Origin of the sequence: Nonomuraea sp. NPDC050153 (genome assembly GCF_044460125.1) — a bacterium.
In the GTDB taxonomy this organism is placed as follows: domain Bacteria; phylum Actinomycetota; class Actinomycetes; order Streptosporangiales; family Streptosporangiaceae; genus Nonomuraea.
Genome location: NZ_JBITJQ010000005.1, coordinates 60,581 through 84,302, shown reverse-complemented (window position 1 = coordinate 84,302; position 23,722 = coordinate 60,581). Strand labels below are relative to the sequence as shown.

Annotated in this window: 22 protein-coding genes; 20 read left to right on the top strand and 2 right to left on the bottom strand. The window is 71.3% G+C overall.

The genetic code is table 11. The features are described from left to right. The first annotated feature begins 126 nt into the window (after positions 1-126). From ACIBQ1_RS15310 to ACIBQ1_RS15290, 5 genes are all read left to right on the top strand, one after another. Complete coding sequence (locus ACIBQ1_RS15310) at positions 127-2,265, top strand: anthranilate synthase component I (RefSeq protein ID WP_397277810.1); 2,139 nt, start codon at positions 127-129, stop codon at positions 2,263-2,265. Between the two features lie 63 nt (positions 2,266-2,328). Then, the gene (locus ACIBQ1_RS15305; RefSeq protein ID WP_397277807.1) at positions 2,329-3,534 is read left to right on the top strand and encodes an amidohydrolase family protein; all 1,206 of its coding nucleotides are present in this window, start codon (positions 2,329-2,331) and stop codon (positions 3,532-3,534) included. 131 nt (positions 3,535-3,665) lie between these two features. Further along, a complete protein-coding gene (gene thyX, locus ACIBQ1_RS15300; protein WP_397277806.1) occupies positions 3,666-4,355 on the top strand; it encodes an FAD-dependent thymidylate synthase in 690 nt (229 codons plus the stop codon). 626 nt (positions 4,356-4,981) lie between these two features. Then, the gene (locus tag ACIBQ1_RS15295) at positions 4,982-6,100 is read left to right on the top strand and encodes a globin domain-containing protein (RefSeq protein WP_397277804.1); all 1,119 of its coding nucleotides are present in this window, start codon (positions 4,982-4,984) and stop codon (positions 6,098-6,100) included. A 66-nt stretch (positions 6,101-6,166) separates the two neighbouring features. Continuing rightward, the gene (locus ACIBQ1_RS15290; RefSeq protein WP_397277803.1) at positions 6,167-7,669 is read left to right on the top strand and encodes a sialidase family protein; all 1,503 of its coding nucleotides are present in this window, start codon (positions 6,167-6,169) and stop codon (positions 7,667-7,669) included. Here the strand turns inward: ACIBQ1_RS15290 and ACIBQ1_RS15285 are convergent. Then, on the bottom strand, positions 7,666-8,472 hold the full coding sequence (locus ACIBQ1_RS15285; RefSeq protein WP_397277801.1) for a helix-turn-helix domain-containing protein: 807 nt from the start codon (positions 8,470-8,472) through the stop codon (positions 7,666-7,668). The two genes, ACIBQ1_RS15290 and ACIBQ1_RS15285, sit on opposite strands and share 4 nt — an antisense overlap. A gap of 139 nt (positions 8,473-8,611) precedes the next feature. Between ACIBQ1_RS15285 and ACIBQ1_RS15280 the strand changes: the two genes are divergently transcribed. The 5 genes from ACIBQ1_RS15280 (at position 8,612) to ACIBQ1_RS15260 (ending at position 12,785) form a co-directional block, all read left to right on the top strand. Further along, complete coding sequence (locus ACIBQ1_RS15280) at positions 8,612-9,691, top strand: WD40/YVTN/BNR-like repeat-containing protein (protein WP_397277799.1); 1,080 nt, start codon at positions 8,612-8,614, stop codon at positions 9,689-9,691. 3 nt (positions 9,692-9,694) lie between these two features. Further along, positions 9,695-9,994, top strand: a complete 300-nt coding sequence (locus ACIBQ1_RS15275; RefSeq protein ID WP_397277797.1) for a hypothetical protein — start codon at positions 9,695-9,697, stop codon at positions 9,992-9,994. Between the two features lie 404 nt (positions 9,995-10,398). Next, entirely contained in the window at positions 10,399-11,082 is a 684-nt protein-coding gene (locus ACIBQ1_RS15270; protein WP_397277795.1) for a gamma-glutamyl-gamma-aminobutyrate hydrolase family protein, read from the top strand. A gap of 9 nt (positions 11,083-11,091) precedes the next feature. Beyond that, positions 11,092-12,009 carry an alpha/beta hydrolase gene (locus tag ACIBQ1_RS15265; protein ID WP_397277793.1) on the top strand — a complete coding sequence of 306 codons (918 nt, stop codon included), beginning with the start codon at positions 11,092-11,094 and terminating at the stop codon, positions 12,007-12,009. Further along, positions 12,006-12,785, top strand: a complete 780-nt coding sequence (locus ACIBQ1_RS15260) for an enoyl-CoA hydratase/isomerase family protein (RefSeq protein WP_397277791.1) — start codon at positions 12,006-12,008, stop codon at positions 12,783-12,785. The genes ACIBQ1_RS15265 and ACIBQ1_RS15260 overlap by 4 nt, the downstream gene beginning before the upstream one ends. Positions 12,786-12,996: 211 nt before the next feature. Here ACIBQ1_RS15260 and ACIBQ1_RS15255 read toward each other — a convergent pair whose 3' ends face one another. Then, positions 12,997-13,587, bottom strand: coding sequence for a class I SAM-dependent methyltransferase (locus tag ACIBQ1_RS15255; protein WP_397277790.1), 591 nt, complete (start codon positions 13,585-13,587; stop codon positions 12,997-12,999). A gap of 128 nt (positions 13,588-13,715) precedes the next feature. Between ACIBQ1_RS15255 and ACIBQ1_RS15250 the strand changes: the two genes are divergently transcribed. The 10 genes from ACIBQ1_RS15250 (at position 13,716) to ACIBQ1_RS15205 (ending at position 23,693) form a co-directional block, all read left to right on the top strand. After that, positions 13,716-15,308: a sensor histidine kinase gene (locus ACIBQ1_RS15250; protein ID WP_397277789.1), complete on the top strand. Its 1,593-nt coding sequence runs from the start codon at positions 13,716-13,718 to the stop codon at positions 15,306-15,308. Then, positions 15,305-15,979: a response regulator gene (locus ACIBQ1_RS15245; RefSeq protein WP_397277787.1), complete on the top strand. Its 675-nt coding sequence runs from the start codon at positions 15,305-15,307 to the stop codon at positions 15,977-15,979. Before ACIBQ1_RS15250 ends, ACIBQ1_RS15245 begins: the two co-directional genes overlap by 4 nt. 103 nt (positions 15,980-16,082) lie before the next feature. Continuing rightward, complete coding sequence (locus ACIBQ1_RS15240; protein WP_397277785.1) at positions 16,083-16,679, top strand: phosphoribosylanthranilate isomerase; 597 nt, start codon at positions 16,083-16,085, stop codon at positions 16,677-16,679. Next, positions 16,669-17,496, top strand: coding sequence for a GNAT family N-acetyltransferase (locus tag ACIBQ1_RS15235; RefSeq protein ID WP_397277783.1), 828 nt, complete (start codon positions 16,669-16,671; stop codon positions 17,494-17,496). The genes ACIBQ1_RS15240 and ACIBQ1_RS15235 overlap by 11 nt, the downstream gene beginning before the upstream one ends. A 252-nt stretch (positions 17,497-17,748) precedes the next feature. Continuing rightward, positions 17,749-18,330: a CDP-alcohol phosphatidyltransferase family protein gene (locus tag ACIBQ1_RS15230; protein ID WP_397277782.1), complete on the top strand. Its 582-nt coding sequence runs from the start codon at positions 17,749-17,751 to the stop codon at positions 18,328-18,330. A gap of 4 nt (positions 18,331-18,334) precedes the next feature. Next, positions 18,335-20,839 (top strand): sugar phosphate nucleotidyltransferase, encoded by a 2,505-nt coding sequence (locus tag ACIBQ1_RS15225; protein ID WP_397277780.1) that lies wholly within the window; start codon positions 18,335-18,337, stop codon positions 20,837-20,839. A gap of 270 nt (positions 20,840-21,109) precedes the next feature. Beyond that, positions 21,110-21,622 carry an FHA domain-containing protein gene (locus ACIBQ1_RS15220; RefSeq protein WP_397277778.1) on the top strand — a complete coding sequence of 171 codons (513 nt, stop codon included), beginning with the start codon at positions 21,110-21,112 and terminating at the stop codon, positions 21,620-21,622. A gap of 73 nt (positions 21,623-21,695) precedes the next feature. Next, positions 21,696-22,322 carry a MerR family transcriptional regulator gene (locus tag ACIBQ1_RS15215; protein WP_397277776.1) on the top strand — a complete coding sequence of 209 codons (627 nt, stop codon included), beginning with the start codon at positions 21,696-21,698 and terminating at the stop codon, positions 22,320-22,322. Between the two features lie 132 nt (positions 22,323-22,454). After that, on the top strand, positions 22,455-22,925 hold the full coding sequence (locus tag ACIBQ1_RS15210) for a bifunctional nuclease family protein (RefSeq protein ID WP_090771501.1): 471 nt from the start codon (positions 22,455-22,457) through the stop codon (positions 22,923-22,925). 147 nt (positions 22,926-23,072) lie between these two features. After that, on the top strand, positions 23,073-23,693 hold the full coding sequence (locus ACIBQ1_RS15205; RefSeq protein WP_397277774.1) for a MerR family transcriptional regulator: 621 nt from the start codon (positions 23,073-23,075) through the stop codon (positions 23,691-23,693). Positions 23,694-23,722: the final 29 nt, after the last annotated feature.

Below are 23,722 nucleotides of genomic sequence, written 5' to 3'. Positions count from 1 at the left end.
CCAGTGGTGGCGCCGCTCCTAGGCGGCGCGTGTTTCGCATTCCTCAACGGACGGCCGCCCCGGATGGCGGCCTTTCGCGTGTCCGCCCCCGGGGCTCGATCATTTGACGTGGTAAAGGGGCAGGAATTGGAGACGAGCGGATATACCACCGCCGGGGGCATCGGTGTCGAGCGCGAGGCGCGCGAGGTGGACGAAGCCGCCCTCGAAGAGATCGTGACCGCGCTCGGGCAGAGGCGCGGCGGCGCGTTCTCCTCGGGCATGGACTACCCGGGCCGCTACAGCCGATGGGCCTTCGGCTACGTCGACCCGTGCCTGGAGCTGGTCGCCAAGGGCCGCACCATCTCGGCGACCGCGCTCAACGAGCGCGGCAGGGTCGTGCTGCCCGCCGTCGCCTCCTGCCTGCTGGCCGCCGGCAAGCCGGTCGCCGAGCCGACGCCGGACCACGTCGAGGTGTACGTCCCCGAGCCCGGCAATGATCCAGGGGACCTGCTGCCGGAGGAGATGCGCAGCCGCCGGCCCACCGTGTTCACCGCGATCCGCGAGGTCATCGCCGCCTTCAAGGGCGAGGACCCGCACCTCGGCCTGTACGGCGCGTTCGGCTACGACCTGGCCTTCCAGTTCGAGCCCATCAGGCAGGAGCTCGTCCGCCCCGACGACCAGCGAGACCTCGTCCTCCAGCTGCCCGACCGCATCATCGTGATCGACCGGCAGCGCGAGTCCAGCATCGAATACCGCTACGAGTTCACCGTCGACGGCGCCACCACCCGCGGCCTGGAGCGCACCGGCGCCACCGCCGAGCCGGTCACCCCCGGCGAGCTGCCCAAGAACCCCGAGAAGGGCGAATACGCCAAGGTCGTGGCGGCCGCGAAGGAGAAGTTCAAGCGCGGCGACCTGTTCGAGGTCGTGCCCGGGCAGGTCTTCCACGCCGCCTGCACCGACCCGTCGGCCTTCTACCGCGGCCTGCGGCACAGCAACCCGGCGCCGTACGAGTTCATCATCAGCCTCGGCCAGGGCGAGCACCTGGTCGGCGCCTCGCCCGAGATGTACGTCCGGGTCAGCGGCGACCGCGTCGAGACCTGCCCCATCTCCGGCACCATCGCCCGCGGCAGCAACCCGGTCGAGGACGCCGAGGCCATCCGCACCCTCCTGTCCAGCGTCAAGGAGGAGTCGGAGCTGACCATGTGCACCGACGTCGACCGCAACGACAAGTCGCGCATCTGCGTGCCCGGCACGGTCAAGGTCATCGGGCGCCGCCAGATCGAGCTCTACTCCCGCCTGATCCACACGGTCGACCACATCGAGGGGCGGCTGCGGCCGGAGTTCGACGCGTTGGACGCGTTCCTCACCCACATGTGGGCCGTGACGGTCACCGGCGCGCCCAAGACGTGGGCCATGCAGTTCATCGAGGACCACGAGGCCACGACCCGCAGGTGGTACGGCGGCGCCATCGGCTTCATCGGCTTCGACGGCTCCATGAACACCGGCCTGACCCTGCGTACCGCCCAGATCAAGAACGGCGTGGCGACGGTCAGGGCCGGGGCGACGCTGCTGTTCGACTCCGACCCCGAGTCGGAGGAGCGCGAGACCGAGCTCAAGGCCAGCGCCCTGCTCGGCGCCCTGGCCGCGGTGAACCGGCCCGGCACCGTCCCGGTCCCCGAGCCCAGGCCGCAGCCGGGCCAGGGCATGAAGGTGCTGCTCGTCGACCACGAGGACTCCTTCGTCAACACGCTGGCCGACTACTTCCGCCAGGAAGGCGCCGACGTGGTGACGCTGCGCCACGGCTTCCCGATCCACATGGTCGACGAGATCGCGCCCGACCTGGTGGTGCTCTCGCCGGGGCCCGGCTGGCCGTCCGACTTCGGCATGGCGGCGCTGCTCGACCAGATCTACGCCCGCGACCTGCCGGTGTTCGGCGTCTGCCTCGGCCTGCAGGCCATGGTCGAGCAGGCCGGGGGCACGCTGGAGCTGCTCGGCTACCCCGAGCACGGCAAGCGCGGGCAGGTCTCGCGGATCGCCGACAGCGCGCTGCTGGAGGGGCTGCCCGACGAGTTCACCGCGGCCCGCTACCACTCGCTGCACGCCAAGCAGCCCGGCGTCGTCGGCTTCGCCGCGACCGCGCTCACGCCCGACGGCAACGTCATGGCGATCGAGGACGTCGAGCGGCGGCGCTTCGCCGTGCAGTTCCATCCCGAGTCGATCCTCACGCAGGAGGGCGGCGCGGGCGCCAAGGTCATCGCCAACGTGCTGCGCCTGTCGCGCAGATAACGCCTGCGGATTGCGTAGGTAAAACGGCCGCGGGGGCGTGCGGAGCTCCCCTAGAGTCTCCGCATGCTCCCCGTAGACCTGCCCGGCACGGTGCGTGACGCGCTGCTCGCCCCGCTCGTCGACCACCACTGTCACGGGGTGCGGCGGGACGACCTGAGCAGAGCCGCGTTCGAGCTGCTCATCAACGAGGGCGGGTGCCCGGCTCCGCCCGGCACCACCCATTTCGACACGCCGCTCGGGGCGGCCGTGCGCCGCTGGTGCGCGCCGCTGCTCGACCTGGAGCCGCACGCCCCACCGGCCGTCTACGTCTCGCGCCGCGAGGAGCTGGGCGCGGCCGAGGTCAACCGGCGGCTGCTGGCCGGGGCCGGAGTGGTGGCGTTCCTGGTGGACACCGCACCCGCGGAGATCGGCCCGAGGGAGATCGGCCCGAGGGAGATCGGCCCGAGGGAGATCGGCGCAGGGGACATCGACCTGCTGACGGCCACCGAGATGGGCCGCCACGGCGGGGCCGCCGCCGACGAGCTCGTACGGATCGAGCAGGTCGAGCGGGAGGTGGCCGAGGACGCGCCGCTGGCCGTGGACTACCTGGACGGACTCGGCGACGAGCTGACCGCCAGGGCCGCCAGGGCGGTCGGGCTGAAGACCGTCATGGCCTCGCTCCACGGCCTCGACTTCGACCCGGCCAGGCCCACCAGAGGGGCGGTGATCGCGGCGGCCAACCGGCGCCTGTCGGATCCGAAGCAGCCGCTGACGGACGAGGTCCTGCTGCGCCACCTGCTCTGGAGCGCGGTCGACGTGGCCAGGGAGCGCGGGCTGCCGGTGCAGTTCCATACCGGCTTCGGCGGCTCGGGGCTCGACCTGCACCGCACCGACCCGGGCCGGCTGGGCGTGTTCGCCAGGCTCCTGCAGCCGGTCGGCGTGCCGCTCATCCTGCTGCACTGCTACCCGTACCATCGCCAGGCCGCCTTCCTCGCCGGCCGCCACCCGCACGTCTACGTGGACGTCGGGCTGGCGCTGCCGCACACCGCCGCCGCCTCGGCCAGGGTCGTGGACGAGCTGCTGGAGCTGGCGCCGTTCCACAAGCTGCTGTTCAGCTCCGGCTGCCACGGCGTGGCCGAGACGTGCTACCTGGGCGCGCTCTACTACCGGCAGGCGCTCGGCGCGGCGCTCGGGTCGCGGCTGTCGGCGGGGGAGTGGAGCGCCGCGGACGCCGCCCGGATCGCCCACATGATCGGCTCGGGCAACGCCCGCCGCGTCTACCGCCTGTGAGCCCCGGGGGCGCCGACTCGCGCCGAGCGGCCCGACCTGGTTTGCTGGGGGCCGTCACAACACCCGACCTGAGCAGGGGGCTCTCTGTGGGCACTGTCGAACCCGAGGACGAGATCACGTTCCGCAGTGACGTGGACGTGGAGCTGGTGAAGGCCGCCGCGTCGGACGCCGACGTGTTGTGGGCCGCGCGCGTCTCCACGAAGGGTGAGAGCTCTCTGGAAGAGATCGAAGCCGATCCCCAGCGTTCCAAGGGCCTCATCAACTTCCTGATGCGCGACAGGCACGGCACGCCGTTCGAGCACTCTTCCATGACCTTCTACGTCAGGGCGCCGATCTTCGTTTTCCGGGAATTCATGAGACACCGCACGTTTTCCTATAACGAGGAGTCCGGCAGGTATCGGAAGTTGACGCCGGTTTTCTATGTGCCCGGCCCCGACCGGAAGCTGGTGCAGGAGGGAAAGCCCGGCAAGTACGTGTTCCTGGACGGCACCGCCGAGCAGCACAAGCTGGTGACCGAGGCGACCCAGGAAAGCTACCGGCAGTCCTATCAGGCCTATCTGGAAATGCTCGAGGCCGGGGTGGCGCGCGAGGTGGCCCGCACGGTGCTGCCGGTCGGCCTCTACTCCTCGATGTACGCCACCTGCAACGCCCGCGCCTTGATGAACTTCCTGTCGCTCCGGGTCAAGCGCGAGGACTCCACGTTCCCGTCGTTCCCGCAGCGTGAGATCGAGATGGTCGCCGAGAGGATGGAGGCGCTGTGGGCCGAGCTCATGCCGCTGACGCACGAGGCGTTCGAGGCCAACGGGCGGGTCTGCCCCTGAATCCGGCTCAGGGCAGGCGGGACATGGTCTCGCTGATCAGCTGAGTGAGGATCGACGCGGTCGCGGGGCGGGCGTCGAGGAGTTGGTCCAGGCGGGCCCGCCACGCGCCCGCCTCCTTGTAGATCGCGTCCGCGTCCGCCCGCAGTCGCAGCCGCGTCTCGCTGAGCCGCGTCTGGTGGACGATCCCCCAGCTGGTGGCCGACCGCGTCGCTGAGCCACCAGTAGGCGTCCGTGTCCGCCGCGGAGACGAAGATCCGGGCGCCTTCCCAGGCCACGCGCCTGGGATGGAGGACTGCCATGGCCGGATGTTACGCCCCTCGCGCCGGGAGGGGAAAGGGACCGGTCACCGCGCAGGCGCCCCGGGAGTGAACCCCGCCGGGTGAATACGATTTTTTCTCGCGTTTTCCGTCCGAAATTCGCCTGCGAAGCATAACGAGGTAACTACAGATGGTTCGCTTCGCACCGTATTGAGGAGAAACGGTTGTGACGCGTCATCAGTGGTGTAAGACTCAATTTTGAGCGCATCGGCTGTGCCGGGGTGGGGCCGCGCGCTCAAGACCCGGAGCCGTCAGGGAGGTGAACGACACGACCGGAACCCGATTCCGGTCCAAAGGTGGGGTTGATAAATGTCGTTGAATCCGCGCCTGGTAAAAGAGAGTTTCTCCGTCATCGAGCCGGTGGCCGACAAGGCGACGGCCTACTTCTACGGCCGGCTGTTCACCGAGAGTCCGCATCTGCGGGGCATGTTCCCGCCCGCGATGGACGTTCAGCGGGACCGCCTGTTCAGCGCGTTGACCCGGATCGTCTGGAGCCTGGACAGCCCGGACAGCCTCGCGGCGTACCTGGGCCAGCTGGGGAGGGACCACCGCAAGTACGGCGTGATCGCCGAGCACTACACCGCCGTCGGCAACGCCCTGCTCGCCACCGTCCGCCGCTTCGCCGCCGAGATCTGGAACGGTGAGATCGAGGCCGCCTGGGTCGCCGCCTACACGGCGGCCGCCAACCTCATGATCGCGTCGGCCGAGTCCGACGCCGGGGTCTCGCCCGCCTGGTGGCCGGCCGAGGTGATCGACCACGAGCTGCGCCACCCCGACATCGCCGTCCTCACGCTGCGGCCGGTCGAGCGGCTGCCGTACACGCCGGGCCAGTACGTCAACGTGCAGACCGCGCGCTGGCCGCGCGTCTGGCGGACGTTCTCCATCGCGAACGCGCCGCGCGCCGACAACACGCTCAGGCTGCACGTCCGCTCGGTCCCGGGGGGCTGGGTGTCCACCACGCTCATCAGGCACACCCGGATCGGTGACACGATCCTGCTGGGCCCCCCGATGGGCACGATGGCGCCGTGCGAGCACAGCATGCGCGACGTGCTGTGCGTGGCGGGCGGCACCGGTCTGGCTCCGCTGAAGGCGATCATCGAGCACATCATCGTCTCGGGGCGGCGGCCCAACATCCACCTGTTGTTCGGCGCGCGCACGGTCGGGGAGCTCTACGACATGCCCGACCTGATCAGGATGGAGTCGTCGTTCCCCTGGCTGCGGGTGCTGCCCGTGGTGTCGGACCAGCCCGGGTACGACGGGATGCGCGGCCACCTGCCCGAGGTCACACAGCGCTTCCACTCCTGGGCGGAGCACGACGTGTACGTGTGCGGCCCGCCCGGCATGGTCAACGAGACCGTACGCCGCCTCCAGATCGACGGGGTGCCCCTGTCGCGTATCCACCGGGACATCATCCATAGCGAACGCTGACAGATCTTGACACTTCGGGTCGAAAGGTGCGAGGTGGAGGATGACACGCCAACGTGGAGGTGGACTGTGCCATCCCCCGCCAGGCGCCGACGAATCGGCGGGCTGCTGACCGTACTGCTCCTCCTGATCCCCCTTCCCGCCCAGGCGTCATCGGAGGCCATCCCGCTGACGGAGCTGGGGACCGGCGCGTACGCGAACGCCACCGGCCAGCCTGGCGCCGAGGCCGGCACCCAAACTGGGCCCGACACTTTCCAGGCGGGCACGACCATCGTGACCGCCCACCAGGTGGGCCGGTTCTTCGACGGCGGGGCGTCCGGCATCGCCTTCGCGACCTCGACCGACAGCGGCGCCACGTGGACGAAGGGCGCGCTGCCGGGCATCACCACGTCCGGCGGCGGGTCCTACCAGCGGGTGAGCGACCCGTCGGTGGCCTACGACGCCCGGCACGGCGTCTGGCTGATCTCCTCGCTGGCGCTCACCGACGCGCCCACCGACGCGCCCACCGACGCGCCCACCGACGCGCCCACCGACAGGGGCGGGGTCATCGGGGCGGCGGTGCTCACCAGCCGCTCCGCCGACGGCGGCCTGACCTGGGACGCCCCCGTCACGACGGCCGTCGCGGGCGGCGGCGACCTGGACAAGAGCTGGGTCGTCTGCGACAACGGCTCCCGCAGCCCGTACTACGGCCGCTGCTACGTCGTCTTCGACGACATTGCCTCGGGCCTCGCGATCAAGGTGGCCCGCTCCGCCGACGGCGGCCTGACCTGGGCCGAGACCGGCACGTCCGCGACCGGGCTCGGCGGGCAGCCGGTCGTGCGGCCGAACGGCGCCGTCGTCGTGCCGTACCTGAGCGACGAGGGCCAGATCCGCGCCCTGCGCTCCCGCGACGGCGGCACGAGCTGGGGCCGCGGCGCGCTCGTCTCCACCGTGCAGCGGCACGTGGTCGCGGGCGGGCTGCGGGCCGCGCCGCTCCCGTCGGCGGAGGTGGACGCGGCCGGCACCGTGTACGTCGCCTGGCCCGACTGCCGCTTCCAGCTCAGCTGCGGCGGCAACGACATCGTCATGAGCACCTCGGCCACCGGCGCGGAGTGGAGCCACGTCCTGCGCGTCACCGACGACGGCGGCGACCACTTCATCCCCGGTCTCGGCGTCGACCCCGGCAGCGCGGGCGAGACGGCCCGGCTGGCGCTGGTCTACTACCGCTACCCGTCCGCCGGCTGCACGGCCGCCACCTGCCGCCTCACGGTCGGCTACACCTCCTCCGCCAACGGCGGCGCGACCTGGTCCGCCCCCGTCGAGCTGCACGGGCCGATGGAGCTCGGCCGGCTCGCCGACTCCGCGCAGGGCCGCATGGTGGGCGACTACCTCTCCACCTCGGTCGTGCCCGGCGGCAACGCGTACGTGGCCTTCACCGCCGCCGGGGCGCCCGCGGGCGCGGCGCTGGACATGCGGACCTACACCGTCACGGGCGGGCTGCCGATCATCGGCGGCGGCCGTCCCACGATCGCCATCGAGGCGCCCGTCGCCGCCGGCGAGGAGGTGCCCGGCCCGCCCGCCCCCGCCCGCTAACCCAGCAGGCCCTGGTGGAACGCGGCGGCGGTCTCCTCGTCGTTCGGCCAGAACGTCTCGATGGCCAGCTCGGAGACCGTCACGTCCACCGGCGTCCCGAACGTCGCGATCGTCGTGAACATCGACAGCACCCGGTCGCCGGCCGCGATCCGCAGCGGCACCAGGATGTCGGCGGGGCCCGGCACGTGCGCCACGTTCAGGTCCACCCCCGGGTAGGTGTACGAGGCCAGCTCGTCGTGCAGCTCGGCCAGCCGCCCGTCGCCCGAGCCCTCGGCCTGCCGGCGCAGCTGGTAGAGCAGGTGCGCCCGGACCTCGGCCAGGTTCAGCAGCCGGCCGCCCATCGCGTCGGGGTGCAGCGAGAGCCGCATCACGTTGATCGGCTCCTTCAGCAGCTCGGCGGGCACCCCGTCCATGAACATCGCGGCCGCGGAGTTGGCCGCCACCAGGTTCCACACCGCGTCCACCACGACCGCCGGGTACGGCTCGTGCCCGGCCAGGATCTTGTCCAGCGCCTGGCGCACGACCTCCATCTCCGGGGCACGGACCTCGCGTTCCGGATATACCGGGGCGAACCCGGCGGACACCAGCAGCCTGTTGCGGTGCCGCAGCGGCACTCCCAGCTCCTCGGCCAGTTTCATCACCATCTCGCGGCTCGGCCGGGCGCGCCCGGTCTCCATGAAGCTGATGTGGCGGGCCGAAACGCCGGCCTCGATGGCCAGGTCCAGCTGGCTCACCCGCCGCCGCTGCCGCCACGAGCGCAACAACTCACCAAATGTCTCTTCATTTACGGCCACTGCTCCCATATCCGGCACAGTAGCGACTGGAGGGAAGCGTCACGATTACCTCCCGGGTAATGCGGCTTCGTGGACGGAAAACTCCCAGTCCTCTGAGACTGTCGTCCCTGCGTGGCACGATGGCCGCAGACCAACAAGGGAGCTTGCCATGAGTGACACACTGCTCGCGATCGGCACCCGCAAGGGCCTCTTCCTCGCCCGCTCCACCGGCGGCGGCCCGTTCGACGTCGAGCCGATCCAGTTCTCGACGGTCGGGGTGTCCGCGGTGGCGATCGACCCGCGAGGCCCCTCGCCGCGGCTCCTCGCGGGCATCGAATACGGTCATTTCGGTCCGTCCGTCATGTATTCGGATGACCTCGGGAAGACGTGGAAGGAGGCGGAGCAGCCGCCCATCGCCTTCCCGGACAAGACCGGGGCGACCCTGACGAGGGTGTGGCAGCTCGCGCCCTCGCCGTCCGAGCCCGGCGTGGTCTGGGCCGGCGTCGAGCCGGGCGCGCTGTTCCGCTCGGAGGACGGCGGCGTCACCTACCGGCTCGTCGAGGGCCTGTGGGAGCACCCGCACCGGTCGCAGTGGCAGCCGGGCGGCGGCGGCCTGTGCCTGCACACCATCGTCCTGCACCCGGCCGACCCGCGGATCATGGGCGTCGCGATCTCCACCGGCGGCTTCTACCGCTCCTTCGACGGCGGGTTGTCGTGGGAGGCCGCCAACCGCGACATCCGGGCCCCGTTCCTGCCCGAGGGGGCGCAATATCCGGAGTTCGGGCAGTGCGTGCACAAGGTCGCCATGCATCCCTCCCGGCCCGAGCGCCTCTACCTCCAGCACCACTTCGGCGTCTACCGCAGCGACGACTTCGGCGGAGTCTGGCACGACATCGGCGCCGCGCTGCCCTCCGACTTCGGCTTCCCGATCGCGGTGCACCCCTCGCGGCCCGACACGGTCTTCGTGCTGCCGCTGACGGCCGACGTCGACCGCACCCCGGTCGGCCACCGCTATCGCGTCTTCCGCAGCGACGACGCGGGCGGCACGTGGCAGCCGTTCGGCTCGGGCCTGCCCGATGGGCCCGTGCACGCGGCCGTGCTGCGCGACGCGCTGACGGCCTCGGAGGCCGGGATCTTCTTCGGCACGCGCGACGGCGAGGTCCATGGCTCGCGCGACGGCGGCGAGACCTGGTCGCGGGTCGCCCGCCACCTGCCCGACGTCCTCACCGTGCGTGCGGCGGTGCTGTAGCCGATGGTCACGATGGTGGTCTTCGTGCTCCCGGGCATGCTGCGGCGATGGGTGAGCGGTCGGTCGGAGGTCAAGGTCTTCGCCGTCGCCTCCGACCGCGACTCGCCGCCCACCCTGGGAGCGGCACTCGACACGCTCCGGCGTACGCATCCGCTGCTGGAGGAGCGGCTGCGCGACGAGTACGGGCTGATCCGGCGGCACATCAACATGATCGTGTGCGGCGAGAACGCCCGAGGACTCGGCGACCTCGACTGCGCCCTCCCACCGGGCGCCGAGATCTACGTAACCCCCGCCCTCACCTGACCCCACCCCCAAACTGGGGCCACCGCCCATACTGGGACGACCTCCAGGCTGGGGCCACACTCGGTGCTGGGGGCTGCCCGCCTGGACCGCCCCAGCCGCCCACCGCGCCGCCCCGCCCCGTGCCGCTGTGGGGCCGGGAGCACACGGGCCTGCGCATCGTGCGTCGCCCGTCCCGTGAAGCCCCGTCCCCGAGGGATCGCGCCCCGAGAGGGCCGAAGGCGTGGGTGTTCGGCTTGGGCGGGAGCCCCGATGGAGGGGGGTGCGTGGTTCCAGGTGCGGACAGAAGTGGTAGATCTTTGGGAGACCTGACATATCGGAAAGACCTTGCGCCATGATGGGGCGTGCGGCCGTCATCTTGACAGGCTGATGGCGGCACGGACTCCACCTTGCCCCCTGGAGATCGCATGTCCCGACCGCTGATCGGTATCACCGCCTACTTCGAAGCCGCCCGCTGGAGCGACTACGTACGCGAGGCCGTACTGTCGCCTCCCACCTACGCCAGGGCGGTCGGGCGGGCCGGAGGCGCTCCCGTGGTGCTCCCGCCGATCGGCACCCCCGCCATCGAGGACTACGTCAGCGGCCTACAGGGCATCGTCCTGGCCGGAGGCGTGGAGCTGGGCGCGGGCGCCTACGGCGGCGAGCCCGACGAGCGGGTGGCCGAGCCGCAGCAGCACCGCGACCGGTTCGAGCTGGCCCTGGCCAGGGCCGCCGTACGGGCCGACCTGCCGATCCTGGCCATCGCCAGGGGCATGCACGTGCTCAACGTCGCCCAGGGCGGCACGCTGATCCCCTGGCTGCCCGAGGTGCTCGACAACGACCGGCACAGCGAGCCGGGCACCCACACCATCCAGGTCAGCGTCTCCAGCAAGCTCGGCAAGGCCGTGGGGGACCGGATCGAGGTCACCGCCCCCCACCACCAGTCCGTACGCCGTCTCGGCAGCGGCCTGCTGGCCGTGGCCTGGGCCGAGGACCAGATCGTCGAGGGGATCGAGCTGCAGGGGCACAGGTTCGGCGTGGGTGTTCAATGGCATCCGGAGCGTGACGGAGATACGCGGATCTTCGATGCGTTCATCGAGGCGGCCCGCTAGGCTGCGATCATGCCGCTGCACCCTCAGGCGCGGGATTATCTCGCCCGATACGTGCCGGACGCGGTCACCGACTACGACGCGTTCGGCCCGGCAGAGATCCAGGAGACGCGCGCGCAGCCCGACCGGTTGGCGATCCACCGGGGCCCGCTCACCAAGCTCCCCTTCGTCCGCGACGAGCAGGCAGAGGGCGTGCCCATCAGGATCTACCGCGCCGACCCGGGCGACGGCGCGCTGCCCGTCGCGGTCTTCTTCCACGGCGGCGGCTGGGTCTACGGCGGCGTCAAACGGAGCGACCGGCTCTGCCGCGACCTGGCGATCCGCACGGGCGCGGTGGTGGTGTCCGTGGACTACCGGCTCGCTCCCGAGCACCCGTTCCCGGCCGCCGCCGACGACGCGTGGACCGTGGTGCGCGACCTGTTCGCCAGGCCCGCCTTCTATCAGGGCAACGGCGGTGTGGCGGTCGTCGGCGAGGGCGCGGGCGGCCACCTGGCCGCCGTCGCCGCCTGGCAGGCCCGCGACGCCGGGCTGGGCCTCACGCACCAGGCGCTCCTCTGCCCGGTGCTCGACCTGGCCATGGACACGCCCAGCTACCGCGAACACGCCAAGGGCTACGCGCTGACGGCCGCCGAGATGGCCTGGTTCGCCCGGCAGTACGCCGGTGACGCCGACCCCGCCGACCCGAGGTTGTCCCCGCTGCGGCTGCCCGACGTCGCCGGCCTGGCGCCCGCGACCGTGGTGACGGCCGAGTACGACGTGCTGAGAGACGAGGGCGAGCAGTACGCCCGGCGCCTGGCCGAAGCGGGTGTGCCCGCGCGCAGCCGCAGGTGGGACGGCGCCGTGCACGGCTTCTTCGGCCTGCCCGGCCTGTTCGACCAGGCCCTTGAGGCCCGTGACTACGTCGCGGAGCGGCTGCGGGAGTCGTGGTGACGTACGACAAGCTCAAGATCGACACCCCGGCCGACGGCGTCCTGCGAGTGACGATCAGCGAGCCGGGCCGGCTCAACGCCGTGGACGCGACCGCCCACCGCGAGCTGGGCGAGATCTGGCGCGACGCCGACCGGGACGACAGCGTCCGGGCCGTCGTCGTCAGGGGACAGGACGGGGCGTTCTCGGCGGGCGGCGACCTGTCCATGATCGAGGACATGACCCGCGACCACGCCACCAGACTGCGCGTGTTCGCCGAGGCCCGCGACATCGTTTACAACGTGCTCAACTGCTCCAAGCCGATCGTCTCGGCGATCCAGGGCCCGGCGGTCGGCGCGGGGCTGGCCGTGGCCCTGCTGGCCGACATCTCCGTCGCGGGCCGTACGGCGCGGATCATCGACGGGCACACCCGGCTCGGCGTCGCGGCCGGCGACCACGCGGCCATCGTGTGGCCGCTGCTGTGCGGGCTGGCCAAGGCGAAATACCACCTGCTGCTCTGCGAGCCCGTCACGGGCGAGCAGGCCGAGCGGATGGGGCTGGTCAGCCTGTGCGTGGACGACGACCAGGTGCACGACAAGGCCATGGAGATCGCGGTCAGGCTCGCCTCCGGCGCCCAGGAGGCGATCAGGCTGACCAAATACTCGCTCAACAACTGGCTGCGCCTGGCGGGGCCCTCGTTCGACGCCTCGCTCGCCATGGAGTTCCTCGGCTTCACCGGCCCCGACGTGGTCGAGGGCGTGCGCGCGGTGCGGGAGAAGCGGCCGCCGTCGTTCGGCTGACCTGCGGGTGTGCTTCCCCCGCACTCGGGTAGCGGGAGGTGGACGGGGCGGCCTGGTAGCCGCGCGGATGTCGAGGGCCAGTTCACCGAGGCCGAGAACGTTGCTCCGGGGACGAGGCAGAGGCTCACCCCGGCCTGCGCGCACCACGGCCGCTTCCGCCGCATTCTTTATGACACTTTTACGAGCCCTTTGCTGCCCTCTACGGGCCCTTCTACGGGCGGGGCCGGCGCGCGTTGAACACGAAGGCGGGAGGAGTGTTGCGCCACACCGTACGCCCCGGCACGACCTCCTCGAACCGCTCGGCCAGCAGCGCCCGGAACCGGCGGGCCGAGCTCAGCGGGATGGCGTGAATATAGGAGAACGTCGTGAACGCCGCCCCCGGGCTCATCACCGACGTCACCGCACTCAGCAGCGAATGCTGCAACTCCTCGGGGAACGCCGCCCACGGCAACCCGCTCACCACCACGTCCGCCTGCTGCAACCCGCGCTCGGCCAGCAACTCACCCAGCCGCGCCGCATCCGCGTTCACCACGTCCACCGCCGGGAACCGGGCCGCCAGGAGCCGCGCCATGGGTTCGTTGAGCTCCACCGCCAGGTGGTGGCCACGCCCGCCCAGCCGCTGCTGGATCTCCTCCGTGAACGGACCCGTGCCGGGGCCGAGCTCGACCACCGTAGGCTCGCCGCGCTCCGGGATCGGGGCGCAGACGGCCGAGGCCAAACGCCGCGAGCTGGGCGCCACCGCTCCGATCGTGGTCGGCGCCCGGAGGAACTGGCCGAGAAAAAGTGCGGTGTCATTGGGCATGCCCCGAACCTAAGGCAAGATCCCGTGTGGCCGCTCCGCCCTCCGGACGGACCTCCGGCCACTTGGAGGAGGCGGGGTCCTCCGCGAGGAGGACTTCCGCCGAGAAGGCCGGCGGATACCGTGGGTCCATGCGTTGGCGTGGTTTGCCGCTGGATGTCCTGCTGGCGGTCTCGGGTGTGGGCCTGGACCTGTTGACGACGGCACACGCGGGCGACACCAGATACCTGCCCGCCGAGATGAACATCCCCATGGCGCTGCTGGTGGGCCTGCCCATGGGGCTCGTCCGCCGCCGCCCGGTGCCCGTCGCGCTCTACCTGGCCGGGCTCCTGGTGGTGACCGACCAGCTGGAGTCGTTCACGTCCAACACGGCGCAGATCCTGGTCTGCGTGGCGCTCGGAGTCGTGGGATACCGCTCGGGCTGGCGGGCCACGGTGGCCGCCGTGGCCGCCGGGATCGTCGCCACCGCGATGAACATCGTCGACCCCGGCATCCCGGTCGTCACGAACACCTGGGTGTACGCGGTCTTCCTGGCGATCTTCCCGGCCGTGCTCGGGGCGTACCTGCGCGGCTCGGCGGGGCCGCTGGAGGAACGCGACGTCACCCCCGACGCGCTGCTGGCGGCCGGCGGGGTGGCGATCACCGTGCTCAGCACCTGGACCTCCTGGCACTCGGGCAGCCAGCCCGTCTGGGTGGTCGGCCTGCTCGCCGTGGTCGGAGGCTTGTCGCTGGGCATCGCCAGACGGCTGCCCGGGGTGGTCTTCCTGCTGCAGGGCGCGCTGCTCGTCTCCGCCGACACCTACCTGACCCAGGTCGTCAACACCTGCGTGATCCTCACGCTCATCGCGATCGGCGTGTTCGCCATGCGGGTGACCTCCTGGGCGTGGACGATCGTCGCGTACGCCACCGGCTGCCTGCTGACCGCGATCGCCGTCGTCGGCCAGGAGACCCAGACCACGCCGTTCCGCGTCGGGATCCTCATGACGCTGGTGGCCACGCCGATCGCGATCGGCCGCTACCTCGGCATGCGGCAGTCCGCGGCGGCCGCCGAGCGGCTGCGCGCCGAGGAGGCGGCCCGCGCGGCCGTCGCCCAGGTGCGCGCCGACCAGCTCGCCGAACGCGAGCGCATCGCCCGCGACGTGCACGACATCGTGGCCCACCACGTGGGCGCCATGGTCCTGCGGGCCAGCGCCGCCCGCTACACCGCCCCCGACGGGCCCGTCGCCGACGCGCTCACCGACATCCGCGAGACGGGCCACCAGGTGCTGCAGGACCTGCGTGACCTGCTCGACCTGCTGCGCGACCCCGAACGCCAGCCCGACCTGCTGGCCAATCCCGCCGACGTGGTCCGCGAGTCCGCCGAGCGCATGGCCGCCGCCGGCCTCGTCGTGGACCTCGACCTCGACCCCGCCACCGACCAGGCGCCCCTCATCGCCCGGGCCTCCGCCGCCCGCATCGTCCAGGAAGGACTCACGAACGTGCTCAAACACGCCGGCCCCGGCACCCGGGTCCGGGTCACCGTCACCCCCTCGGCGGAGGGGTTGTCCGTACGGGTCAGCAACGGCCGCCCGCCCACCGTCGTCGAACGCCTGCCCTCGTCCGGGCGCGGCCTGGCCGGCATGCGCGAACGCGTCCGCACCCTCGGCGGCACCCTCACCGCCGGGCCCGACGGCGAGGGCGGCTGGCTCCTGTCCGCCAGCCTCCCGGCCAGGAACGCCGCGTGATCCGCGTGCTGGTGGCCGACGACCAGGCGCTCGTACGGGCGGGCGTACGGATGCTGCTGCAGGCCACGGGCGACATGGAGGTCGTGGGGGAGGCCGTGGACGGGGCCGAGGCGGTCCGCCTGGCCGAGCGCCACCTGCCCGACGTGATCCTCATGGACCTGCGCATGCCCCGGGTGGACGGGCTGGAGGCCATCAAACGCGTGCTCGCCGCCCGGCCGGGCACCCGGATCGTGGTGCTGACGACGTTCGCGGAGGACGCCAACGTGTACGCGGCGCTGCGGGCCGGCGCGGTCGGATTCCTGGTCAAGGACGACGAACCGGAGCGCATGGTGGACGCCGTGCGCCGGGCCGCGGCGGGGGAGCAGCTCCTGGCGCCGTCGGTGTTGCGGCGGGTCGTGGAGCGGTTCCTGGCCGCCGAGGAGCAGGCCGCCCCGCCCCCGCCCGCCGGGCTGACCGAACGCGAGCTGGAGGTGCTCGCCCTGGTCGGCACCGGGCTGTCCAACGCGGAGATCGCGGAGGAGCTGCACGTGGGAGTGACGACGGTCAAGACGCACATCGCGGCTGCCATGGAGAAGCTGGGGCTGCGCAACCGCATCCAGGCCGCCGTCGTGGCCCACCGCACCGGTCTCGTGGACGCCTCCTTCCGCCCGGTACGCCCGCCGCGCTCCTGACCTCGCCCCCGCCGGCCCGCCGGGCGGGGGCCGCCCGCTCAGCCTCCGGCGTACCGGCCCGGCATGGTCACCGGCGGCCCCCGCCGCCGCTAAGGTCAGGGGTGTGGTGTATGTGAAGATCTGCGGGCTGAGCGAGCCCGAGCACGTGAGCACCGCCGTCGAGGCGGGCGCGGACGCGATCGGGTTCGTCATGACCCGGAGTCCCCGCAGGATCGCGCCCGAGCGGGCGGCGGAGCTGGCCGCGCTGGTGCCCGGCCATGTGCTGACCGTCGGGGTGTTCCGCGGCGAGGACCCGGACACGGTGCGCGCGGCGGCGCTGGCGTCCGGCGTACGGGCGATCCAGCTGCACGGCCGGCACCCGCACGGCGACTTCACCGCGCTCAAGGACCTCGGGCTCCGGCTGATCAGGGCCGTCGACGCGGAGGCCGACCTGCGCTGCGGGGCCTACGACGAGGACCTGCTCCTCGTGGACGCGCCGCACGCCGGCTCCGGGCAGCCGTGGGACTGGGCGGCCGTGCGCGGCCGCCCGACCGGCCAGTGGCTGCTGGCCGGCGGGCTCAGCCCGTCGAACGTGACGGAGGCCATCGCGGCCGCCGGCCCGTGGGGCGTCGACGTGTCCAGCGGCCTGGAGACCTCGCCCGGGGTGAAGGACTCGGCGCTCATCCGGGCGTTCATCGAGGCGGTGCGCCATGTCGGCTGAGCTCGCCCCCGACCTGGACGCCGCCGCGGCGGACCTGGCTCGCGCGGTGGCCTTCCAGCACGCTTTCGCCCGCCGCAGGGCGCCGCGGGAGGCGGCCGTCCCGGGCGGGTTCGCGGTGCTGGACGACCGCTATCCCGGCTCGCACGACGACAACAAGCTCATCGTCGGCGCCGAGTTCGGGCCGGTCCCGGAGGCGTACGGGCAGGCCCGGGACGCGGCGGAGCGGCTGCTGCGGGCGGCCGACGAGGTGCTCGCGGCGCGGGGGCACCGGCTGGTGTGCGTGGACGACGACCGGCTCGGGGCGGTGCTCGCGCCCACGTTCGTCGCCGCGGGCTACGAGCACGAGACCAACCTGATCATGGCCTTCCGCGGCCCGGCCCCGTCCGGCCCGCCCGGCTCCGTGGCGGCTGAGCGGCTCTCCTTCGCCGAGCTGCTGCCCGTGCTGCGGCGCGACTGGCGCCACACGCTGCCGCAGGCGCCGGACGAGGTGATCGACCGGCTCGCCCGCCGCGTGGAGGGCCGGCTGCGCGGGGCCGACGCGGTGAGCTTCTGGGGGGTGCGCGCCTCCGACGGGGAGATCGCCGCCAGGGCCGACCTGTACGAGCACGCGGGCGTCGCCCAGATCGAGAGCGTCTTCACCGGCGCGGAGCATCGGGGGATGGGGCACGCGCGTGCCCTGATGACCGCGCTGCTCGCGCACTCGGCGCCGGCCGAGCTGATCTTCCTGGTGACCGACGCGGCCGACTGGCCGAAGGACTTCTACGCCAAGCTCGGCTTCGCGGAAGTGGGCCGCACCCACGCCTTCCTCCGCACCTGACCGCCTCCCGCCAGAGCGCTGGGCTCGGCTGCTCGGGCGGCGGCTCGGCACGAACCACCGCCCGCGGGGCCCGCGCCGCCTACGCGGGAGGGGCCGCGCGGGGGTGGGAGGCGTCCGAGAGGCTCCGAGTCCTGGATGTGGTCGGGGCGTCAGGGCGGTGGGAGGAGACGCCCGGTGCGGGTGGGGCCGGCGGTAACCGGAGCGCCACCGGCGGGGCCGCTGCGTTGGAGTTCCACGCAGTAGGGTCTGCTCGTGAGCGAAACTTCCGCCGAGGACCGGATCTGGACGGTTCCCAACCTGCTGAGCTTCCTGCGACTCCTCGGCGTCCCCGTGTTCCTCTGGCTGGTTCTCGGGCCCAAGGCGGACGGGTGGGCCATCGCGGTCCTGGCGGTGGCCGGATTCACGGACTGGCTCGACGGGAAGATCGCTCGCGCCTTCAACCAGACCAGCAGGCTCGGCCGGCTCATCGACCCCGCGGCCGACAAGCTCTACGTCTTCGCCACCATCGCCGGCCTGCTGCTACGCGACGTGATCCCGTGGTGGCTGGTCGCGGTCATCGTCGGACGCGAACTCTTCGTCGCCTGTTTCTTCCCCGTACTTCGCAAACACGGCTACAAGGCACTCCAGGTGCATTACCTGGGCAAGGCAGCCATGTTCAACCTCATGTACGCCTTCCCTCTCCTCTTCCTTGCCTCCCATACGGGGTGGTATGCCGAAATAGCACGAATTGTCGGGTGGGCATTCGCGCTCTGGGGAACAGGCCTGTACTGGTGGGCAGGTGTGCTGTATGCGGTACAGGTGCTCCAACTCGTAACCTCGGCCAAAAAGGAGTGATCGGGTGAAGGCGGTCGTCATGGCAGGCGGAGAGGGAACTCGGCTGCGTCCCATGACCGCCAACCAGCCCAAGCCCCTGCTGCCCGTGGTCAACCGCCCGATCATGGAGCACGTGCTGCGCCTGCTGAAGCGCCACGGCATCACCGAGACGGTGGTCACGCTCCAGTTCCTGGCGGCTCTGGTGCGCAACTACTTCGGTGACGGCGACGAACTGGGCATGAACCTCCAGTACGCCACCGAGGACCTGCCGCTAGGCACGGCGGGCAGCGTCAAGAACGCCGAGGACCGCCTCCGTGACGACCGTTTCCTGGTGATCTCCGGCGACGCCCTGACAGATATCGATTTAACCGACATGGTCCGGTTTCATCGTGAAAATTCGGCACTTGTGACAATCGGTCTGAAGCGGGTGCCGAACCCCCTCGAGTTCGGCATCATCATCGTGGACGACGGGGGCCGCGTTCAGCGGTTCCTCGAGAAGCCCACCTGGGGCCAGGTCTTCTCCGACACCGTCAACACCGGCATCTACATCATGGAGCCCGAGGTCCTCGACGCCGTCGCCTCGGGCGAGCCCGTCGACTGGTCCGCCGACGTCTTCCCCGCCCTCCTCGACCGCGGCGCCGCCATCTACGGCTACGTGGCCGACGGCTACTGGGAGGACGTCGGCACCCACGACAGCTACCTCAAGGCCCAGGCCGACGCCCTGTCCGGCAGGGTCAACCTGGAGATCGGGGGGTTCGAGCTCTCGCCGGGCGTCTGGGTCGCCGACTCGGCCTCGGTCGACCCCGACGCCGTGCTCAAGGGCCCGCTGCTCATCGGCGACTACGCCAAGGTCGAGGCCGGCGCCGAACTGCGCGAGTACACCGTGCTCGGCAACAACGCCGTCGTCCGCGAGGGCGCCTTCCTGCACCGCGCGGTCGTCCACGACAACGTCTACCTCGGCCCCGGTGCCCACCTGCGCGGCTGCGTCATCGGCAAGAGCACCGACGTCATGACCGGCGCCCGCATCGAGGAGAACGCCGTCATCGGCGACGAGTGCGTCATCGAGCCAGAGGCGTACGTCTCCAGCGGCGTCAAGGTCTACCCGTTCAAGACCATCGAGGCCGGCGCGGTCGTCAACACCAGCGTCATCTGGGAGTCGCGCGGCCAGCGCAACCTGTTCGGCCCCAGGGGCGTCAGCGGCCTGGTCAACGTCGAGATCACCGCCGAGCTGTGCGTCCGGCTGGCCAGCGCGTACGCCACCACCCTGAAGAAGGGCGAGTACGTCGTCACCTCCCGCGACTGCTCCCTGGCCGCCAGGGCGCTCAAGCGGGCCGTCATCGGCGCGCTCACCGCGGGCGCGATCAACGTCCTGGACCTGGAGGCCGCCCCGCTGCCCGTCACCCGCTTCCACACGGCCCGCGAGTCGGCCGCCGGCGGCATCACGCTGCGCACCACCCCGGGCGACCCGCAGAGCGTGGACATCGTGATCATGGACGGCCGCGGCGCCGACCTGCCCCCGGCCGCGCAGCGCAAGCTGGAGCGGGTCTTCTCCCGGCAGGAGTTCCGCCGGGCGTTCCCTGGCGAGATCGCCGAGCTGACCTATCCGGCCAGGGCCGTCGAGGACTACACCCAGGAGCTCCTGCGCCACGTGAACGTGGGCGACGTCAGGGACATGAAGGTCGTCGTGGACTGCGCGGGAGGCACCTCCTCGCTGGTGCTGCCCACGCTGCTCGGCCGCGTCGGGGTCGAGGTGCTCACCGTCAACGCCCGCCTCGACGACGTCTCGCCCACCGAGACGCTCGCCGAGCGCCGCCGCGACCTGCAGCGACTGTCGGAGCTGGTCAGCTCGTCGCGGGCGGCGTTCGGGGTCCGGTTCGACCCGGTCGGCGAGCGGATCGCCCTGGTGGACGAGATGGGCCAGCTCATCAACGACGAACGCTCCCTGCTCGTCGTGCTCGACCTGGTCGCCGCCGAGCGCAGGGGCGGCCAGGTGGCCCTGCCGGTCACCACGACCAGGGTCGCCGAGCAGGTCTGCCGCTTCCACGGCGTGCAGGTGCAGTGGACCTCCACCGCGCTCGACGCCCTCACCTCGGCCGCCGCCGGCCCCGACATGATCTTCGCGGCGGACGGGCGCGGCGGTTTCGTCGTGCCGGAGTTCAGCCCCGCCATCGACGGGCTGGCCTCGTTCATGCGCCTGCTCGGGCTGGTGGCCCGCACCCGCCTGTCGCTCAGCCAGATCGACGCCAGGATCCCCGAGGTGAAGATGCTCAAGCGCACCGTCCCCACGCCGTGGGCGGCCAAGGGCGCCGTCATGCGCTCGGTCATCGAGGCGGCGGAGGCGGAGCACGAGGGCCACCGCATCGACACCACCGACGGCGTGCGGGTGGCCCACGACGACGGGAGCTGGGTGCTCGTGCTGCCCGCCGCCACCGAGCCGGTGACCGACCTGTGGGCCGAGGCGGGCGACATGGACGGCGCCCAGGCTCTGCTCGAACGGTGGGCCCGCATCGTGGAGCAGGCCGCCATGTGAACAATGGTCGCGGAGAGTGACGAAAAAGCCTTTGCACTTGACGTGCCCAGACAGTGCCGCAAGATCGTAATGTAGAAACGCGCGGCGGCATGGACCACGGGGCGGAAGCGGCGGTAACTTTGTCTGCGTCCAAACCACAGTCCAGTGCCCCGCCTTGACCTTTGCCGCTGATCAGCGTATGTTGCGGCATTCGCAAACTTGAAAAAGCGAAGCGAGGCGCGTCTTTGAGCACCGTCGCCGCGTCTTCGCGGTAGGAGGCCGAGCCGATCGATGCCGAGCGTCTACTGCACGCAGTGCGGGCACGCCAACCCCGAGGATGCCCGTTTCTGTTCCCGCTGTGGGTCACCGCTGGCCAGACCCGAGGTCTCCGGGGACACCACGTCGACGATCTCCATCGCGGGAATCGAGGCATACGAGGCTGAGGCAGGCGACATGCTCCTGGCGGAGCGGGCTCTGGTCGAGCAGCTGCCGCCCGGCACGGCGCTGCTCACGGTGACCAGAGGCCCCAACCAGGGGAGCCGTTTCCGGCTGGACAAAAACCTCACCACGACCGGGCGCCATCCCGAGAGTGACATCTTCCTCGACGACATCACGGTCTCCCGCCGCCACGTGGAGTTCTACCGCCACCCCGGCGGCCAGTTCTCCGTGCGCGACGTGGGCAGCCTCAACGGCACCTACGTCAACAGGGAGCGCATCGAGGAGGTTCCCCTGCACTCCGGAGACGAGGTGCAGATCGGCAAGTTCCGCCTCGTCTTCCTGATGCGGGCCAACGCCGGCGTATGAGCGAGCCGAGAGAGCGACTCGTGGACGCACCTTCCCGGGAGGTCGCATGACCTCCCAGGCGGCACGCTCTCACATGAGCATCGGGGAAGTGCTCGCGCTCCTTCAGGGCGAGTTCCCCGATGTGACGATCTCCAAGATCCGCTTCCTCGAGGGCGAGGGGCTGATCGAGCCGGAGCGCAGCCCGTCCGGCTACCGCAAGTTCACCCATCTGCATGTGGAGCAGCTGCGCTTCATCCTGCGCGAGCAGCGTGACCATTACCTGCCGCTGCGGGTGATCAAGGACAGGATGGCCGAGAGCTTCGGCCGCCCGCGCGCCGTCCAGGAGAAGCAGGAGATCCGGCTCAGCCGGGCCGAGCTGATCGAGGCCGCGGGGATCGACGACGAGACGCTCACCGAGCTGGAGGACTACGGCCTGCTCGCCCCGGTGGCCAGGCGCTACGACGAAGAGGCGCTCAACGTGGCCCGCAGCGTCGGCGCGCTGGCCCGCTTCGGCCTGCGCGCCCGCCACCTGCGCGCGGTCAAGGCCGCGGCCGAGCGCGAGTGCGGGCTCGTCGAGCAGGCCGTCGCGCCCATACTCAAACGACGGGCCCCCGGTGCCATCGGGGAGGCCGATGAGGTCGCCAGGGAGCTTTCCACGCTCCTGCTCGACCTGCACGCATCCCTTGTACGGTCGGGGATCCGGTCCGTCCTGGGGCGTTGAGACCCTGGCGAGCTGGGAGGCGGAGGCGCATTCCACGCCCGCTGGGTGTTACGTTGAATTGCAGTAGCCAGTCAGCAGAAGCGACCAGCAAATAGCTGTGCCGGGTGACCGGTCAGGAATACGGAGCAGCCCGTGTTGCAGATGGAGGTCGTGGGCGTTCGAGTTGAAATGCCCACAAATCAGCCGATCGTCTTGCTCAAGGAGGCACACGGGGAGCGGTTCCTTCCTATATGGATTGGCATGACCGAGGCGACGGCCATCGCCCTGGCCCAGGCGGAGGAGCCACCACCGCGGCCGCTCACGCACGACCTCTTCCGGGACGTGCTGAGCGCTCTGGGCGTCGGCCTGCGAGCGGTCAACATCGTCGCCCTGCGTGACGGCATCTTCTTCGCCGACCTGGTGTTCTCCAACGGCGTGGAGGTGAGCGCGCGGCCGTCCGACTCGATCGCGCTCGCCCTGCGCACCGGAGCGCGCATCTTCGCCAGCGAGGAGGTCGTCCAGGAGGCCGGGGTGATCATCCCGGACGACCAGGAAGACGAGGTGGAGAAGTTCAGGGAGTTCCTTGACACGATCACTCCCGAAGACTTCGGCAGGGCGGGGTAGGTATTTCGGTGCATTTACGCTTCACGACGCGCCGAGCCGGATCGTTGACTGGGCATGGTCACGGTCCTACGGTGCAAGTGAAACCCGTGGTCGCCCTTTACGAACCCCCAGATCAGGCCGCGGGATGAGAGAAAGCCGGAGGTCCGCGTGGCGGTCAGCAGCGGCGAGGGAAAGACGGCCGGCCAGGAAGATCCGGTTCGGCGCGAGAGCGCGCGGCAGCGTGCCGGGGAGCAGGGCCTGCTCTTCGACGAGCAGCCGGCGTCGCTGCCGGCGGACATCGGATACCGCGGGCCGACGGCCTGCGCGGCGGCCGGCATCACCTACAGGCAGCTCGACTACTGGGCGCGCACGGGCCTCGTGGAGCCCACGATAAGAGCGGCGCAGGGCTCGGGCTCCCAGCGGCTCTACAGCTTCCGCGACATCCTGGTGCTCAAGGTCGTCAAGCGGCTCCTCGACACAGGGGTGTCGCTCCAGCAGATCCGCACGGCCGTGCAGCATCTGCGTGACCGCGGGGTCGCCGACCTCGCGCAGATCACGCTCATGAGCGACGGCGTCAGCGTCTACGAGTGCACCTCGGCCGACGAGGTGATCGACCTGCTCCAGGGCGGTCAGGGCGTGTTCGGCATCGCGCTCGGCCGGGTCTGGCGAGAGGTCGAGGGCTCCCTCGCGGAGCTGCCGGGGGAACGAGCGGCGGTCGAGGACACCGTCCCGGCCGACCATCCCGCTGACGAACTGGCCCGCCGCCGCCGCGCGCGGGGCCTCAGCTAGCGTAGAACCCCTTCTGCCATGGGCCGCGG